The sequence below is a fragment of the Planococcus sp. SSTMD024 genome (assembly GCF_041320495.1).
Lineage (GTDB): Bacteria > Bacillota > Bacilli > Bacillales_A > Planococcaceae > Planococcus.
In genome coordinates this window covers 628,760-644,286 of record NZ_JBGGNS010000022.1, presented here as the reverse complement: position 1 = coordinate 644,286, position 15,527 = coordinate 628,760, and the positions used below count along the sequence as shown (strand labels likewise).

The window sequence follows — 15,527 nt, the reverse complement described above, 5'->3', positions numbered from 1 at the left end:
ACAACTTCCTTCCATAACTTTGTAAAGCCGGCCACATTCGGTCGACTTTGCGAGAAAATTGCCAGGAAACGGTTGACACTGACCATTCGTCATAGTCTAATCAAGAGTAGAGGTGATTGAAATGTACAAAGTACAAGAAGTAGCAAAAATCGCAGGCGTCAGTGTACGGACGCTGCACCATTACGACAGCATCGATCTAATGAAACCGAGCAATAAAGGATCGAACCGATACCGCTATTACAGCGACGAAGATTTGAAATTGCTGCAGCAAATTTTATTCCTTAAAGAACTGGGATTCTCATTGAAGAAAATCCAGGAAATCATAAAAAATGGCTACGATGCAGAATATGCCATGGCGCGCCATATCGAACTGCTTGAACAAAAGAAATTCCGCATCGAGCAATTGATCGATAGCGCACGCATGACGCAAGATGAGTTTTCATCCGGTAACCCCCTCAGCAATGAACAGCGGTTTTCTGCATTTTCCATTCGCCATACACCGGATCGCATCGATCTGTACCAGAAACCCGAAATTGAAGTATCCGTTAAGGACGACCTTGAAAACATCAAGGAAGAAACTTCTGTTCTGGAGGCTTCAGAACCCGAGGCAGCAAAGCCGCAGAAAGAAGCCGAGAACTTGGAAGAAATCGACCGGGAAGCCAACCGCATCTACAGTGCTGTAGCAGGGCTTATGCATTTACCGGCCGAGGCACAGGAAGTCCAGAAAGAAATGGCCGCCTATTACCATCTGCTTGACCGCTTCTACGAATGCACACCGAAGATGTTCCGCAACTTGGCCAATCTTTACGCGAACGACAGCCGGTTCTCCCGGACCATTGACCAGCACGGAGACGGCTTATCCGATTATTTGAAAGACGCGATGCATGTGCACGCGAATGCCTTGCACCATGCGTGAACTCATCGGCCCTTGCAGCAATTGCGGCAAAGATGTCTATTGCCGTGACGGATTCCTGGACGGTGTCTACATCGACGGCGAATTGATTTGCCACGAGTGTGCAGAAGAACTCGAAAATTAATCCATAAAGAAAAGCCTGAACGGAGATTGCCGTTCAGGCTTTTTCGATCGCTTATGATTGTGCAGTTTCTTTTAAAGCCTCAAGGCGCTGACGTACTTCTTCGCCTGTCAAGCCATGCTCGAAAGCATAGCGGTTGCGTGGATGCTCGCGGCATTCATCTGAGCACGAACGCATATATTTGTGTTCGTTTTCTTCTGAAGATAAAATCTTCGCGTTGCACTCAGGGTTGGCGCAGTTCACGTAGCGCTCGCAAGGCTCTCCCGTAAAATGGTCTTTCCCGACAATGGTATGTTCGACGCGATTGACCGGCACAGCGATGCGCTCATCAAAGACGTACAATTGCCCGTCCCAGAGCTTGCCTTGTACTTCCGGATCTTTGCCGTAGGTGACGATCCCTCCGTGAAGTTGGTTGACGTCATCAAAGCCTTCGCGTTTCATCCAGCCTGAGAATTTTTCACAGCGGATGCCGCCTGTGCAATACGTCAGGATTTTCTTGCCTTCGAACTGCTCTTTGTTTTCACGGATCCATTCCGGCAAATCACGGAAGGTCTCAACGTCTGGACGCACTGCGCCGCGGAAATGGCCCAAGTCGTACTCGTAGTCATTTCGTGCATCGATGACCACCGTATCCTGGTCTTGCATCAATTTATAAAATTCTTCCGGCTCTAAATAATTGCCGGTCAATTCATTTGGGTTGATATCTTCTTCAAGTCCAAGGTGGACGATCTCTTTTTTCGCACGGACGTGCATTTTTTTGAACGCATGGCCATCCGCTTCGTCGATTTTAAAGACGATGTCAGCAAAGCGCGGATCGCTCTTTACCATCTCCATGTATTGTTCCGTTTGCTCGATCGTGCCGGAGCATGTGCCGTTGATTCCTTCGTCAGATACGAGAATGCGGCCTTTCAATCCGATTTCCTTGCAGGCTGCCAAATGCTCGGCTGCAAACTCTTCCGGATTTTCGAGTGGGGTGTATAGATAGTACAATAAGACATTATGTGTATGATTTTGCATGAATCATACCTCCTGATTTTCGATTTGGCCCATTCCTTTGACACAGGAAAAACCTAGCCTATTTTACCTCACCGCGCGAAAAAATTCAACTTCCCTTGCCGCTTCACCCCTGGAGTCAATCCAAAAAACAGCCCCGGTTTTCGGGGCCGTTTGCCTTAACATACCCGGTTCTTAACGGGTTTTTTGTTTGCGCACGCTTGCAGCGCTTCTTTGTTCAGTTGCATCATCGCATAGCGCGTCTGCACCGTTGCGCTTCCAATATGCGGCGTGACCGTCAAATTATCGAGCGTTTGAAGCGGATGGTCCAGCGGCAGCGGCTCTTGTTCGAACACATCAAGCCCCGCTCCCCAAATGGACTTATTCTTCAACGCTTCATACAGGGCCTGTTCATCGACAATCCCGCCTCTGCCGCAATTGATAAGAATCGCAGTGTCTTTCATCAAGGATAGCTCGCGTTCGCCGATCATGCCTTTTGTTTGTTCGGTTAATGGGGCAAGGATCACCACGAAATCGGAGCGCTTCAACAGATCATCAAGTTCCGCATATTTCGCTTCTTCCAGGCTTTTGCGCGTCCGGTTGTGATAGATGACTTCCATGTTGAAACCTTGTGCACGCATGCACACCGCTTCCCCGATGCGTCCCATGCCAACGATTCCAACAGTGGTGCCGTGCACGTTCTGGCCGGTCAATCCCATCGGTGTCCAAGCCTGCCATTCACCGTTTCTGACCGTTTTTTCCGCTTCGATCAGACGGCGGGCCGTCGCCAGCATGAGCGCAAATGTTAAATCAGCCGTCGTTTCGGTCAAGACATCCGGCGTATTCGTGACGATCACTTTATGTTCTCTCGCTGCATCAAGATCGATATTATTATAGCCGACCGCCAGATTCACAACGATTTTCAAGTTGGGCGCCGCCTCGAACAGCTCACGGTCGATCTGGTCGCCGAGCATCGTCCAGAGCGCCTGCGCTTCCTTCGCTTCCTCAAGCAATTTTTCACGCGGCGCATTGCGTTCTTCTTCAGGCCACATGCGCACATCGTAGACATCGTGTAGATCCGCCACTGCCTGTTCCGGCAATTGCTGGGTAATGAATAAAATCGGTTTCATGAAATTCCTCCACCCTTCTCCTGATTAACTTGCCTATCGCATAAGATTCACTGCCCTGCGCCGCGCCGTTTTTTTAACAGCCACCACAAACCGGCAATGGCACCGGCAATGAGTACGGTATAGACGATATTCGAATAAACGCCCAATTGTTGCAGGATTTCATCCCTGTTTTCACCAACAGCCCGTCCAGCGTAGACAAGCACCGTGTTCCAAATCAAGGTGCCGGCTGTCGTAAATGCCAGGAATAAAATGAACTTCATATTGGACATGCCTGCTGGAATCGATATGAGGCTGCGGACAAGCGGAATCAGCCGACCGATGAATACAGCAAAAACACCAAAGCGGTCAAACCAGCGATCTGCGTTGTAAAGGTCTGCTTTTTTGAGGCGCAGCCAATTGCCGTGTTTGTCGATGATTTGCTCCAGCCGTTCAACGTCCAACAAAAGCCCGAGCCCATATAGCATGACAGCACCGGCAACCGACCCTGCCGTCGCCGACAGGATGACTCCCCACACAGTGAGGCTGGTCGTCGATGTCATAAATCCCCCGGCTGTCAAAACCACTTCAGAAGGCACCGGCGGAAAGACATTCTCCAGCAAAATAAGCAGGAAAATCCCGAAGTAGCCGTAATTTTCCATGACCGATGTAATCCATTGTTCCATAGGTGCCCCCCTCTAAACAGCCGGACTCCCGATTTCCATCATGTCCGTCTACCTATATATATTGACGAAAGCCGGGCATCTTAAACAGCATTGAAAAAGCCGCGCTTGTTTCAGCGCGGCTTGCTTTTATTAAGCGTTCATCTTACGCAATTCCACGCGGCGGATTTTTCCGGAAGTCGTTTTCGGAAGCTCCGTCAAAAATTCGATGACACGTGGGTATTTATAAGGTGCGGTAATTCCTTTGACATGATCTTGCAATTCCTTGATCATCTCTTCGTCCTGCTTGCCTCCGTCTCTCAAAACGACAAACGCCTTGACGATATTGCCGCGAATTTCATCCGGGGCTGCTACGACTGCGCATTCCTGTACGGATGGATGTTTCATCAACGCATCTTCCACCTCGAACGGGCCGATTGTATAGCCAGAAGAAATGATGATGTCGTCGCTGCGGCCTTCGAACCAGAAATAGCCGTCTTCATCGCGTGAAGCCTGGTCGCCCGTCAAATACCAATCGCCGCGGAATGAAGCTTGCGTCCGTTCCGGGTCCCGGTAATATTCACGGAACAGCGCGGGACAACTTTTGTGTACGGCAATATCGCCAACTTCCCCGGGCGCCGCGGGCTGCCCGTCTTCATTGATGATATCAACCCGATTTCCTGGCGTCGGTTTGCCCATCGAACCGGGTTTCATGTCCATGTCCTGCAAGATGCATACGAGCAAGGTATTTTCCGTCTGCCCGTAACCATCGCGAACATTCAATTGGAATGCTTCCTGGAAAGCGTCGATCACTTGGCGGTTGAGTGGCTCACCAGCAGAAACGGCACTGCGCAGATGAGGCAATTTGTATTCATTCAAGTTTTCGACTTTTGCCATGATGCGGTATTCAGTCGGCGTGCAGCATAGCACATTGACTTTCTCTTCTTTCAGTATATCCAAATACTTCAGCGCATCGAACCCGCCGTTATAGACGAGTGCCGTCGCCCCGAGCGTGATCGTCGAAAGGAATGGGCTCCAAATCCATTTTTGCCAACCGGGAGCCGCGGTCGCCCAGACGATATCGCCGCTTTTCACCCCGAGCCACTCAGTCGCAGCCGTCCGGACGTGCGCGTAGCCCCATCCATGGACGTGCACGACACCTTTCGGATTGCCGGTTGTTCCGGATGTATACGATAGAAACGCCATGTCTTCACGGTTCGTCTCGACTGCTTCAAATTCTTCTGATTCTGCAGAAGCCAATTCTTCCAGCGACTGCCATCCCTCTTCTTTTCCGCCGACAATCAATTTATTGTCGAGCGCAGCGTACTTCTCTTCAATAGAGTTCGTTTCAGCCGTCGTTTTATAATGTGCGATAATCGCTTTTGCGCCGGAATGCTCCATGCGGTAGCTCAAATCTTTTTTGCGCAGCATTTCGGAACATGGAATCGCGACCACCCCGGCACGCAAACACGCCAAGTACGTAATGTATGCTTCCGGAATCCGCGGCAGAATGATCAAGACGCGGTCCCCCTTTTCGAGCCCTAATTTCAAGAAGGCTTGCGCATACTGGTTCATTTTGGAGAAAAGCTCCTGATAAGAAAGTTCGATTCGGTTGTTCCCCGCATCAAACCAGCGTACTGCAATCCGTTCGGCATTATTTTTGTATGCTTCCAACTCAGAAGTAATATTGTATTGTTCAGGTGCAATCAATTGTTCAACATTCATCTCATTTCCTCCTCTTCATGTTTAGCTCGCAGGGATAACCAAATAATAGATACTTGCCAGGAACAGGAAGGCCATTCCAGCAGACATATACGCTTTCGTTGCCCCGAACCCTTGTACGGATTGGATGATCTTCACGCTGACCAAATACATCCAAACCACCCCGGCGACAAGAAACGGAATTACCCATAATGCGCCCTCGCCAAGACCGGCCAAATACGGCGCCCCGAGCAGGCCTGGCAATAACGCAACCGGAGTTACCAAGCTGATGGCGCTGTACTTCGCAGTTCCCCCTAAGGCTTTGGATCCCGCCCACAGCAATGCCGCCATTCCGACTTTCGTAATGAACGCTGTCAAGATCCCGAAAATGATGAAGATGGCAGGAACGAGAAAATTCTGCAGTAAGGCGGAATCGAAACTGCTTATGTATGAGGCTTGCGACGCAATCGAAATCGCGCCGTAGCCTATTCCCACGATGAGCAGCAAAATGCGGCTCACCGTTTCGGTTTTTGGTAATTCCAGGAATGACCGGTAAGATGGATCATCCAGGCTTATCATTTTTCCAACCAACTTTGCCACTCCCTTTACCATTTACATTCCCCAAGGCATTAACGCCCAGATTGCTACTGCCGCAGAAACAACGACTGTGATTCCTGCACCAAGCGTACTGTTGTAACGATACGCTTTGATATCTTTCCAGCCATGGATGCGCTCGATCAATTCGATATCGGCTTGTTTCGTCAATTTCCCGGAAAGCGCCGGAATGCGGTTCGTTATATAAGAAACGACAATCAGCAAGATAAAGCTGATCGGTACCGCAAGCATCGCACCGGAAAGTCCCATGCCATCGGTTACGCCGTGCCCCGTCAATACGATGCTCGGGAAGACGAACGGAGACACGATAATATAGATAGCGCCGCCGACGACAGAAGCCACAATGGCACCGAATTTATTTGCCTCTTTCCACCAAACGCCGACAATGATCAGCGGCGCATTGGTGACCCCTGCCAAACCGAACGCCCAGAGGATACTGACGACAAGGAAAGCGGGCGGGTTAATTGCAAGCAGGATACTCGCGATACCACCTGCAAAAATCGCGATAAAGCCGATGCGCAAGTTCAAGCGCTGTGAGATATTCGGTTTCAATGTAGAGATGATGTCTTGTGAGATCAAAGCGCCGATTGCCAGCAAGTTCCCGCTCAATGTCGAAAGACCAGCAGAAATTGCACCGGCAATGACAAGCGCCGTGACCCATTCAGGGTTATAGACCATATTCAAAATAATTGTCAATTTGTCTGCGTCCCCCTCGGAAATCGTGACGCCTTGCGTAGTCGTTGCAAAGACGCCGACAAAGCCCATGGCATATGTCGCAGAAAAAACCAAGCCGAGAATGAACGCGAACCAAACCATCGCTGAACGCGCACTTTTCAATGAAGAAGCCGTATAGACGCGCATCGCCAAGTGAGGCAAACCGAGTGCCCCGACTGTCAGCGCCGGGATGATGGAGAAATACCATTTTGGCGAGAATTGGTAATCAAAGAACGATGGCAATGCATCCATCATTGCCGGAACCATGTCGGAATAAAGCAATGGCGGGAAATACCAGCCCGATGCACCAATCGCTTTCATGATCGCTGCAAGCGGCACGATGAACATCAAGGCGATGATGACCATCTGGATGGCGGCATTATTCGTCGCCCCAGCCATTCCCCCGATCGTGATGTATCCGACAATCAAAATGCCGAAGATGAACAACCCGGTAATATAAGGAATGCCGAGCAATGTCTCAAATGTAATCGCGATGCCGATCATCTGGCCGAGCGCATACATGATCGAAACGAGGATCATGAACAATGCAGCAATGATTGAAGCCGTCGTGCCGTAACGGTCACGGATGAAATGGGTCGGCGAAAATGCCCCCATGCGGCGTAAACTTGTTCCATAAATAATCGTGATCAACGGAATCGCCAATATCAATTGAATCCATAGCATGATAAAAGGAACCTGCAATTGTAAAATAAGAGCGGTAATGCCTAAAAAAGTTGCCAAACTCATGTATGTAGCGGCCATCGCCAAACCATTCGTGATTGCTCCCACGTTCGACCCGCCTACATATAATTCTTTAGCTGATTTGCTTTGGCGGTTCGAAATAAAACCAACGATGTAAAACAACACGAAAGTCGCACCTACGACCACAAGTCCAAGTATTGGATTATCCAGTTGCCAGCTCTGCTCCATCGCTTACACTTCCTTTGCTTCGTCGGCATGGCCGAGCGTATCGTTTTCTCTTTCAATCTCATCATCAATCCGGTTGCCGATTTTCCCAGCCACAAGCGTCAACAGGAAAACGCCGAACCACCCCATCAAAATAGGAACGATGTACATGACGGGAAAGCCGAATAACATGGCATCGACCGGAAAAATAGAAAAAATCAAGCCGACATTCCCCACCAGAATAAACGCTGCCGTCATCCAAATCGTAAACTGGACTTCTTTTTTGTAAGCTTTCATGATTTCCCCTCCATTTTGCGTAATTTTTCTCTCCAATACACCCCAGACTGAGCGTTCGCTCAGATTTAGTTCGCACGATCCCCCTTCAAAAATTATTATCGTAATAACTCTCTTGATTGTAACCGCTTGCATAAATGATAGTCAACTGAATTTTTATAAAATTTAAACAACTATATTAGTAATCTTTTAAGACTATTTTATTTGCAATCAGACCTCAAAAATAAGCTTTTCATCCCTTTGTTGCTTTTACCAAGCTTCCTGCCACGTGTTTTATTCAATGAACGAGATACTATATCAGTATATATTTCATTCGAAATAAAAAAGGGTTTTTCTGACAACCAGCATGTATACTGATGTTTAATTATTCATCCTTCTGACGTTTCCATCGCTTTCCCTCCTACGAGCATATGCTTGCATGAAAAAACTGCGCCTTGGCATATGCCAGGCGCAGCGGAGGATAGCTTACATATTCGGTTTATTGTCTTCTTCTTTCATTTTCTTCTCCATTTTAGCCAACTGGTTTTTTGCGAAGTCGCGTCCGCCAATTCCGAATGCAATGGCGAATGCAACTGCAAGTCCTGCAATGATGAACAGGAAGGCCAGGTTAACGATATTGGAAGCGAAGTTCAATTGGTCGAGCGTCATGAAAATCGCGACGATGAAAATCGCATATTTCACGATGCCGCCAAACAACCGGTTGCCCGAAGCACGTGTGATGTAATTCCCGAGCATGCTGCCCCCGATGAGCCCAAGCCCCAGGATGATCAATGAGCTAATCAATAGCGGCAAGTACGCGATGATCGCGCTGCCGATGGAATTCAATACATCCAGCTGCAGGACATTCATGGCTTCAACCACGAAGAAGATGATGATGATTGCCTGCACGACTTTCCCGATGATCTGGGCAATGTCGAATGACGGCTCCTTGTTTTTGTCCGGGCTCAAATAGGAAGAGAAGCGATTGATCCCTGTGCCATTCAATAGGCCGATCAATAGATCCGCAACGAATTTCGCGATGAAGACACCCGCAAGGATAAGGATGATGCCGACAAAGATATTCGGGATCATTCCAAGCACTTGGTTGAGCATCGATACGATCGGTTGTGAAATCGATTGGATGTTCAAGGTTTCAAGCGCGACCGTTACAATCGGGATCAGCACGATGACAAAGACCACATTCGCCAAAACTTTAGCGAGCGTGTTTTGGTCGCTTGGCGCCACCCGCTCGTTTGTTCCGGATTTATTGGTCATTTTATTGAACCATTTGTCGATATTCATCGTGGCCAATAGGCTCTCTACCAACTTCTTGACGAACTTCGCGATAAAGTAGCCAATCACCAGGATCAGGATCGCCATGAACAGGTTCGGCAGGAATGCCAGGAACTTGTCCATCATGTTCGAAATCGGCTGGGCGACATTATGCATATCGAGCGCTTGCAATACACTTGGAATGAACAGGATGAAAATCAAATAATAAAGAATTTTTCCGATAGAGTCCAGTTTATCATCCGCGTCTTCCTTCGTTTTAGCCATATGGCCTTTGACCATGGCGTTGTCAGCACCGACTTTTTTCAGCCCTTTCGAGAAAATCGCTCTGACGATCGTAGCGACGAGCCAAGCAACGACAAGCAACAATAGGGCGCCGAGAATGTTCGGAATGTAATTGATGATGGTGTTTCCGACATTCTGGAATGAATTGGTTACGTCATTCAAATGTGTCATCTCCTTTACAATTTACTGGTTCATTTTTAGTATCCCCACTTATATTTTTCCTAAACGCACCCTGGTGCTATTCCAGCCCCAATCCCACCTTAATTTTATGGTGACACAGGGCTTCTCCCCAGCTCAGCAAAAAAAACGCCGGCGGGAATCCCATCGGCGGTTTCTTGCGTTCATTCAATTATTGTTGATTTGGCAACAGGACGGTTACCTTGAACAGATCCCCGTCCACTTCCAGTTTCATCTGGCCTCCGTGAAGATCCACGATGGACTGGGCGATAGCGAGCCCGAGTCCTGAGCCCTTCGTCTGCCGCGAGGTGTCGCCACGTTTGAAACGCTCGAGCAATTCCTCTGTATTGTCACCCAATTCGTAGCGCGTAACGTTTTTCATCGTCATGGCCAGTTCCCCGGCTCGTTCTGTCAGCGCAATATAGACACGGCTCCCCGGCAATGAATATTTGGTGGCGTTCAGGATCAAATTATCGAGAAGCCGCCACCACTTCTGGCCATCGACCGAAGCATATACGGGTTGTTCCGGCGCTGCGATGCGGACATCGAGTCCCGCTTCTTGCACTGCTTCTTCATGTTCTGCCAATGCCTGCATTAACAATTGTTTCATATCCAGGCGTTGTTTTGAGATGTCTGCGTTTCCACTCGCCATTTTCGATACCTCGAATAAATCTTCAATCAATACCTTCAACCGCTCTGATTTCCGGTCAAGAATTTCGACATATTTCCGCCGTTCTTCGTTTCCGAGATCCTCATTCTTCAATAGATCCGTATAGGTGATGATCGAGGTGAGCGGCGTGCGCAGGTCGTGGCTGACATTGGTGATCAGTTCCGTCTTCAAGCGCTCGCTTTTTGCCCGTTCAGACACCGACTCCTTGTAACCTTCCCGCAACACATTCAAATGTTCGGCATGTCTACTGAGCGGGGACTTGCCTTTAACTTTCAGTTCCGCTCCCAATCCGCCGGCAGCCAGTTGTTCCGCCCCTTGAAGCAGCCGGTTCAAATATCCAAAACGCGACATCAAGAACAGCAGCGACGGCAGCCCGATCAATAAGGTAGCCGGCAGCCAGACAACGACTGCGACTGGTTGAAATGCCATGAGCGCAGTCCCTGCTCCCCAAAAGAACACCACAGCGAGCACCCAGGCCATCTGGAAACCGATGGTGCGGTTGAGAAAAGCATCTTTCGCCCAGTGGACCTGAGAGACGGTGAAACTTTGCAGAACTTCTTCTTTAAAGCAACTCCATTTGCCAAAATGCCGCCATAGCCAGATTCCCTGCAACATACTTAGCGACAAGAACAGCACCGCGAATGCCAGCGCGATGAAGACTTCCAGGAAAGAGCCATTCCCAGCTTCCCACGGCCTTGTCAACACCGCCGCGAAATGGTTCGCAGCAGCCAAGGCGAGCGTCGCCGATACAGCGAACCCACTAAGCTTCCACTCAACGGCAAGTTTTTGCCATTTGCGATAGCTGGTTAATTCCGTATACCAGGCTGTCCGGACCGGGCGCTTTTTGAATAGCCACCATGCACCGGCCGCTACTGCTGCCAACAAAAAATACAGGAAGAATTTGAGCAGCTGGAACTGGTTTATTCCACTGAGTACCGCAGCCCCGGCCAATCCTTTTTCCGGTATTTGGATGACACCTGAAAACCGGTTGTCGGCCAGCGTGCTGTTGGCATCGTCGTACGGAAAGTCAAAGCTCCAATAACCATTGCCGAAATAAAGCGGCTCTTGTGCAGAATATACCTGTTCGAAAAAAGGTTCATCGTTGATTGTGCCGTTGGTGAATACTTCACCGCTATCCAAATCCCTTAACTGATAGACATAGCCAGAAGCTTGGCCTTCAAATTGCCCTTTCTGCGCTGCCAATTGCTGGAGCGCTTCTTCATAATCCGCTTCGCGTTGCTCGATAATGGCTTTTTTCACAGATTCGTCGTCTGAAAAGTTTTCCCGTACAGCCGAAATTTCCTCCGCGCGCTGCGCTTCCAATTCTTCCGCTAAAGAACTATCGCCTTCTTCCTCAGCAGCTGCAACAGCATCAGCATATCGATCCCGGACCGCCTGAATCTGGTCAGTCAGGGAATTGTTATCCATGCGGTATTGTTCGATTTCCCAGGAAGCGACCGATTGATCGACAGTGGATTTCGGCGGGGCCAGCTCGAACAGCAACAGCCCTTCCGTAAACCTGGCAAAATCATATTGGAAAGCTTCAGTGTCCGTATAAACTTTGCCGAAATAACCCGACCCTTTTTCCATGACCGTCCAAAGGCATAGCATCAACACGGAAAGGCCGGCAAGCCACATCCATTTCTTCATATCATATGTCTCCTTTTGTTAAGTGGCGGAGCGTGGCGAGCAAATCTTCCGGCGATTTAAGCACAAAGTCTAAAATGAAAGAAGAACAGTAGACGAGGCATATCACAGCCACGGCAATCGCAGCGACAGACCAAAGATCATTTTTCCATTTTGTAGCCAATGCCCCACACCACCTTCACATACCTTGGATTTTTCGGATCCGCTTCGATTTTCTCCCGGATTTTGCGGATATGTACAGCGACGATATTCTCTGCATTATATGCCGGCTCCCGCCAGACCCGCTCGTAGATCTCGCTGATGGAAAAGACACGTCCCGGATGTTGCATCAACAACTCGGTTATATTAAATTCCGTTGGGGTCATGCGGATTTCTGCGCCGTCAACTCTCACTGTTTTCGACTCTGAATCCAGCACCAACCCATCGATTTCAAGCGTATGGCCGGACTGCCCATAATCCCCGAGCGCCACGTAACGCCTGAGTTGGGATTTCACCCGCGCCATCAATTCCATTGGATGGAAAGGCTTCGTCACATAATCGTCCGCTCCGATCGACAATCCATGGATTTTATCGGAATTCTCGCTTCTGGCACTCAGCATGATAATCGGGATGTTTCGTTTTTCGCGAATCTTGAAGGTTGAATGAATGCCGTCAAGCTTCGGCATCATAATATCCATGATGACCAGATGCACTTGCGTCGTTTCCAGCAAATCGAGCGCTTCCTGGCCATCTGCAGCCCCTACTACTAAAAAGCCTTCGTTTTTCAAATAGATGCTGATGCCTTCCCGGATTTCCCGGTCATCATCTGCCACCATGACTGTCAGCTGTCCCACACCTTCCACCTCTTTTCATTTCTGGCTTAAGTATAAAATGAAATTCTTAAGGGAAGCCTACCCGAATTCTGAAGAAATTCTTAAGCTTTGCCGTTTTTGCCCAATGCAAGCAGGGCAATACCGCCAATCAATAATGCGACCCCGGCCCAAGACTGACCGCTGAGCGCTTCACCGACTACAGCTACCCCCAATATAGAAGCCGTCAGCGGTTCTGCAAGCGATAAAGTGACCGCTGACGATGAAGGAATGGCCTTCAACCCGCTCGAAAATAATAGATAGGCAAGACTCGTCGCGGCAAGGCCCAGATATGCAACGATCATCAAGTTTTGCGGTTCCGCTAAATAGCCGATGTCCAAGAAAAACAAGAACGGCAACAAGCCGATGCCGCTCAAAGAAAAGATCACAGCCACCGCCGGCACCACATCCATGAGGGCCAATACATTTTTGCTGAACATGGCGTATCCTGCAAAGGCCAATCCTGCTAGCAAGCCGAGAATCACACCGAATGGGTCGACGACATAACTGTCGCGGTTCGCAAAAAGCAAGATACAGCCTGCGACGGATAAGACGCTCGAAAACACCCAGACACGCTCAGGCTTGCGCTTCAACACGAGCGCTTCCAAGATTCCCGAAAAAGCCGGCGCGCTGCCGATCGCCACGACCGTCCCGATTGCGACGCCCGTCAATTGCACGGCTGAAAAAAAGAAAGGTTGGAACAAGGCCATGCATAATGCCGAAAGCGCGACCCAAAGCCACGGAATCCCTACACCTTTCAGCTTCCCTGAAATCCACACAAATGCCAGCAGGCCAAAACCGCCAATTGCGAGGCGCGCTGCCCCAATCGTCAATGGATGGGCCTCTCCCATCAGAAAAGTCTGGGCTGTCCCTGTCGTTCCCCAAAGCATCGCCGCAAATAACACCCATATGTACGCCTTGATTTGCATCAGCTTCCACCACTTTCTCTCTATAATTCACATTGTTTTTTAGCATGGTTGTAAATTGGCCATTCTTGTACTAGATTATGGAAATTCACACATACCCCATAAAGATAACACGGCGCGGATGGTTTGAGATAGGCTGTAAATAAGATTATAATAGAAGAAAAGAGGAGGCGATCGCATGTATATGACAGTCCCGGAAACTGCCGCTTTTTTGTCGATGCCGGAAGAGCAAGTCAACCGTTATGTACTTGAAGGCCGGATTCGTGCAGTCCACGACGGAGAACAATACTTGATCAACACCTCCCAATTCGAAAGCCATTTCCAACAGCTCGAAATCGCCAAACTTGAGCTGGAAGAGTGGCGCGCCACGCCAATCCCCGATGATATCGATATTAAGGACGAGGATTGACGAAACGAAAAAAAAGATCGGAGCCATTTAGGCTTCGATCTTTTTTTACGGCTTGGCGAGAAAGTTATAAAATCGTGTTTTACGAAGCTTACCGAAGTAATGCGTAGCATTATTGAGCAGATTTTTTTCGAGTGAACACTTCTCCAAATACTTATAGAGCTCACTGATTTTAGAATGCAGAAAAGGTCATCAACTTTTTTAATTTATTGCTAACCATGGACTTCTCCAATACTTTTGATGAACAGGTTTATGCTAGTACATGGCTTTTGGCACTCACCGTTTTCTGTAATTGAGCCTGTATATGATGTGCCCACTTTTCAAACTCCACCAAAAATCCGTCGTGGCCAAAATCCGTTTCGATTTTCTCCCACTTGGCATTGGGCTGATTTTCGACCCAAGGAATCATCAATTCTCCCGGATACAATAAATCGTGGCTATAAGAAATCGATAGCAGTTCAGGGGCTAGTTCCGCCTCTTCCACATCGTGGGTATTCATGGCTTTCAGCAAAACGAGGTAGCTATTCGGATCAAAACGCCCTGCCAATTTGCGCCCCTGATAATCCAAATAGGATTGAACTTCGAATTGCTCTCCGCAACGCGCCCGGGCAAAACGGCCGTTGAATAGCCTCCCGCTCCGGTACGTCACCATGCCGGCCATGCGCGCGATTTCAAACCCTTTCAGCCTGGCTTCCGGATGATACTCACCTGACTGGAACTCGGGATCGTTTTCGATTGCCTGAATGCCGATATGATTGAATGCGACGCCATAATCCCCGTAGTAAGGCGTCACGGCGAGTGCAATGGCCGTATCCAGAAACTCAGGGTACAGGCTTGCCCATTCCAAGGTTTTCATGCCGCCGAGAGAACCGCCGATTACTGCAGCGAGGTGGTCGATTCCTAACGCTTCCAATGCTTTGCGCTCCGCTTTCACCATATCCCGGATGGTCAGTTCAGGAAAAGACGCCCGGTAAGGCTTTCCGGTTTCCGGATTGACTGAAAGCGGACCGGTCGAACCGCTGCAGCCGCCCAGTACATTGAACGTGATGACTTGGAATTGCCCGGTATCCACCGCTTTGCCCGGGCCGATCAGCCCGGCCCACCAGCCCGGCTGATCTGCAGTGCCTACTGCAAATTGATCGCCCGTCAATGCGTGGCAAACCAGAATCGCTGGCGCAGAACTGTCTCCGACGCGTTCATACGCCAATTCCACTTCAGGCAATAGTTGATCTGATTCAAGTGTCAGCTGGCCGATGGATACTGTCGTCATCCGA

Annotated in this window: 15 protein-coding genes; 3 read left to right on the top strand and 12 right to left on the bottom strand. The window is 49.2% G+C overall.

Features of this window, described 5'->3' with window-relative positions; all coding sequences use genetic code 11:
- Window positions 1-121 precede the first annotated feature (121 nt).
- Window positions 122-916: a MerR family transcriptional regulator gene (locus tag AB9R92_RS12035; RefSeq protein ID WP_370669676.1), complete on the top strand. Its 795-nt coding sequence runs from the start codon at window positions 122-124 to the stop codon at window positions 914-916.
- Window positions 897-1,037, top strand: a complete 141-nt coding sequence (locus AB9R92_RS12030; protein WP_370669675.1) for a hypothetical protein — start codon at window positions 897-899, stop codon at window positions 1,035-1,037. Before AB9R92_RS12035 ends, AB9R92_RS12030 begins: the two co-directional genes overlap by 20 nt.
- Before the next feature lie 51 nt (window positions 1,038-1,088).
- Here the strand turns inward: AB9R92_RS12030 and trhO are convergent, their stop codons facing one another.
- The 11 genes from trhO to AB9R92_RS11975 form a co-directional block, all read right to left on the bottom strand.
- Window positions 1,089-2,051: an oxygen-dependent tRNA uridine(34) hydroxylase TrhO gene (trhO, locus tag AB9R92_RS12025; protein WP_370669674.1), complete on the bottom strand. Its 963-nt coding sequence runs from the start codon at window positions 2,049-2,051 to the stop codon at window positions 1,089-1,091.
- Window positions 2,052-2,206: 155 nt separating this feature from the next.
- Window positions 2,207-3,157, bottom strand: coding sequence for a 2-hydroxyacid dehydrogenase (locus AB9R92_RS12020; RefSeq protein WP_370669673.1), 951 nt, complete (start codon window positions 3,155-3,157; stop codon window positions 2,207-2,209).
- 47 nt (window positions 3,158-3,204) lie between these two features.
- Window positions 3,205-3,819: a DedA family protein gene (locus AB9R92_RS12015; RefSeq protein WP_370669672.1), complete on the bottom strand. Its 615-nt coding sequence runs from the start codon at window positions 3,817-3,819 to the stop codon at window positions 3,205-3,207.
- Window positions 3,820-3,948: 129 nt separating this feature from the next.
- A complete protein-coding gene (gene mbcS / locus AB9R92_RS12010; protein WP_370669671.1) occupies window positions 3,949-5,520 on the bottom strand; it encodes an acyl-CoA synthetase MbcS in 1,572 nt (523 codons plus the stop codon).
- A 21-nt stretch (window positions 5,521-5,541) separates the two neighbouring features.
- Complete coding sequence (locus AB9R92_RS12005; RefSeq protein WP_370670109.1) at window positions 5,542-6,096, bottom strand: hypothetical protein; 555 nt, start codon at window positions 6,094-6,096, stop codon at window positions 5,542-5,544.
- Window positions 6,097-6,108: 12 nt separating this feature from the next.
- Window positions 6,109-7,755 carry a solute symporter family protein gene (locus tag AB9R92_RS12000; protein WP_370669670.1) on the bottom strand — a complete coding sequence of 549 codons (1,647 nt, stop codon included), beginning with the start codon at window positions 7,753-7,755 and terminating at the stop codon, window positions 6,109-6,111.
- A 3-nt stretch (window positions 7,756-7,758) separates the two neighbouring features.
- Window positions 7,759-8,028 carry a hypothetical protein gene (locus tag AB9R92_RS11995; RefSeq protein WP_370669669.1) on the bottom strand — a complete coding sequence of 90 codons (270 nt, stop codon included), beginning with the start codon at window positions 8,026-8,028 and terminating at the stop codon, window positions 7,759-7,761.
- Between the two features lie 462 nt (window positions 8,029-8,490).
- Window positions 8,491-9,750, bottom strand: coding sequence for a mechanosensitive ion channel (locus tag AB9R92_RS11990; RefSeq protein WP_370669668.1), 1,260 nt, complete (start codon window positions 9,748-9,750; stop codon window positions 8,491-8,493).
- Window positions 9,751-9,928: 178 nt separating this feature from the next.
- On the bottom strand, window positions 9,929-12,076 hold the full coding sequence (locus tag AB9R92_RS11985; RefSeq protein WP_370669667.1) for a sensor histidine kinase: 2,148 nt from the start codon (window positions 12,074-12,076) through the stop codon (window positions 9,929-9,931).
- 137 nt (window positions 12,077-12,213) lie between these two features.
- A complete protein-coding gene (locus AB9R92_RS11980; RefSeq protein WP_370669666.1) occupies window positions 12,214-12,906 on the bottom strand; it encodes a response regulator transcription factor in 693 nt (230 codons plus the stop codon).
- Between the two features lie 80 nt (window positions 12,907-12,986).
- Window positions 12,987-13,850 (bottom strand): EamA family transporter, encoded by an 864-nt coding sequence (locus tag AB9R92_RS11975; RefSeq protein ID WP_370669665.1) that lies wholly within the window; start codon window positions 13,848-13,850, stop codon window positions 12,987-12,989.
- 175 nt (window positions 13,851-14,025) lie between these two features.
- Between AB9R92_RS11975 and AB9R92_RS11970 the strand changes: the two genes are divergently transcribed.
- Complete coding sequence (locus AB9R92_RS11970; RefSeq protein WP_068870250.1) at window positions 14,026-14,256, top strand: helix-turn-helix domain-containing protein; 231 nt, start codon at window positions 14,026-14,028, stop codon at window positions 14,254-14,256.
- Between the two features lie 247 nt (window positions 14,257-14,503).
- On the opposite strand, the gene metX is transcribed toward AB9R92_RS11970, so the two are convergent.
- Entirely contained in the window at window positions 14,504-15,523 is a 1,020-nt protein-coding gene (gene metX, locus AB9R92_RS11965; RefSeq protein ID WP_370669664.1) for a homoserine O-acetyltransferase MetX, read from the bottom strand.
- Window positions 15,524-15,527 lie beyond the last annotated feature (4 nt).

Coding starts and splice junctions, on each gene's coding strand:
- AB9R92_RS12035 (WP_370669676.1), top strand. CDS start 122: ATGTACAAAGTACAAGAAGTAGCAAAAATCGCAGGCGTCAGTGTACGG.
- AB9R92_RS12030 (WP_370669675.1), top strand. CDS start 897: ATGCCTTGCACCATGCGTGAACTCATCGGCCCTTGCAGCAATTGCGGC.
- trhO (WP_370669674.1), bottom strand. CDS start 2,051: ATGCAAAATCATACACATAATGTCTTATTGTACTATCTATACACCCCA.
- AB9R92_RS12020 (WP_370669673.1), bottom strand. CDS start 3,157: ATGAAACCGATTTTATTCATTACCCAGCAATTGCCGGAACAGGCAGTG.
- AB9R92_RS12015 (WP_370669672.1), bottom strand. CDS start 3,819: ATGGAACAATGGATTACATCGGTCATGGAAAATTACGGCTACTTCGGG.
- mbcS (WP_370669671.1), bottom strand. CDS start 5,520: ATGAATGTTGAACAATTGATTGCACCTGAACAATACAATATTACTTCT.
- AB9R92_RS12000 (WP_370669670.1), bottom strand. CDS start 7,755: ATGGAGCAGAGCTGGCAACTGGATAATCCAATACTTGGACTTGTGGTC.
- AB9R92_RS11995 (WP_370669669.1), bottom strand. CDS start 8,028: ATGAAAGCTTACAAAAAAGAAGTCCAGTTTACGATTTGGATGACGGCA.
- AB9R92_RS11990 (WP_370669668.1), bottom strand. CDS start 9,750: ATGACACATTTGAATGACGTAACCAATTCATTCCAGAATGTCGGAAAC.
- AB9R92_RS11985 (WP_370669667.1), bottom strand. CDS start 12,076: ATGAAGAAATGGATGTGGCTTGCCGGCCTTTCCGTGTTGATGCTATGC.
- AB9R92_RS11975 (WP_370669665.1), bottom strand. CDS start 13,850: ATGCAAATCAAGGCGTACATATGGGTGTTATTTGCGGCGATGCTTTGG.
- AB9R92_RS11970 (WP_068870250.1), top strand. CDS start 14,026: ATGTATATGACAGTCCCGGAAACTGCCGCTTTTTTGTCGATGCCGGAA.
- metX (WP_370669664.1), bottom strand. CDS start 15,523: ATGACGACAGTATCCATCGGCCAGCTGACACTTGAATCAGATCAACTA.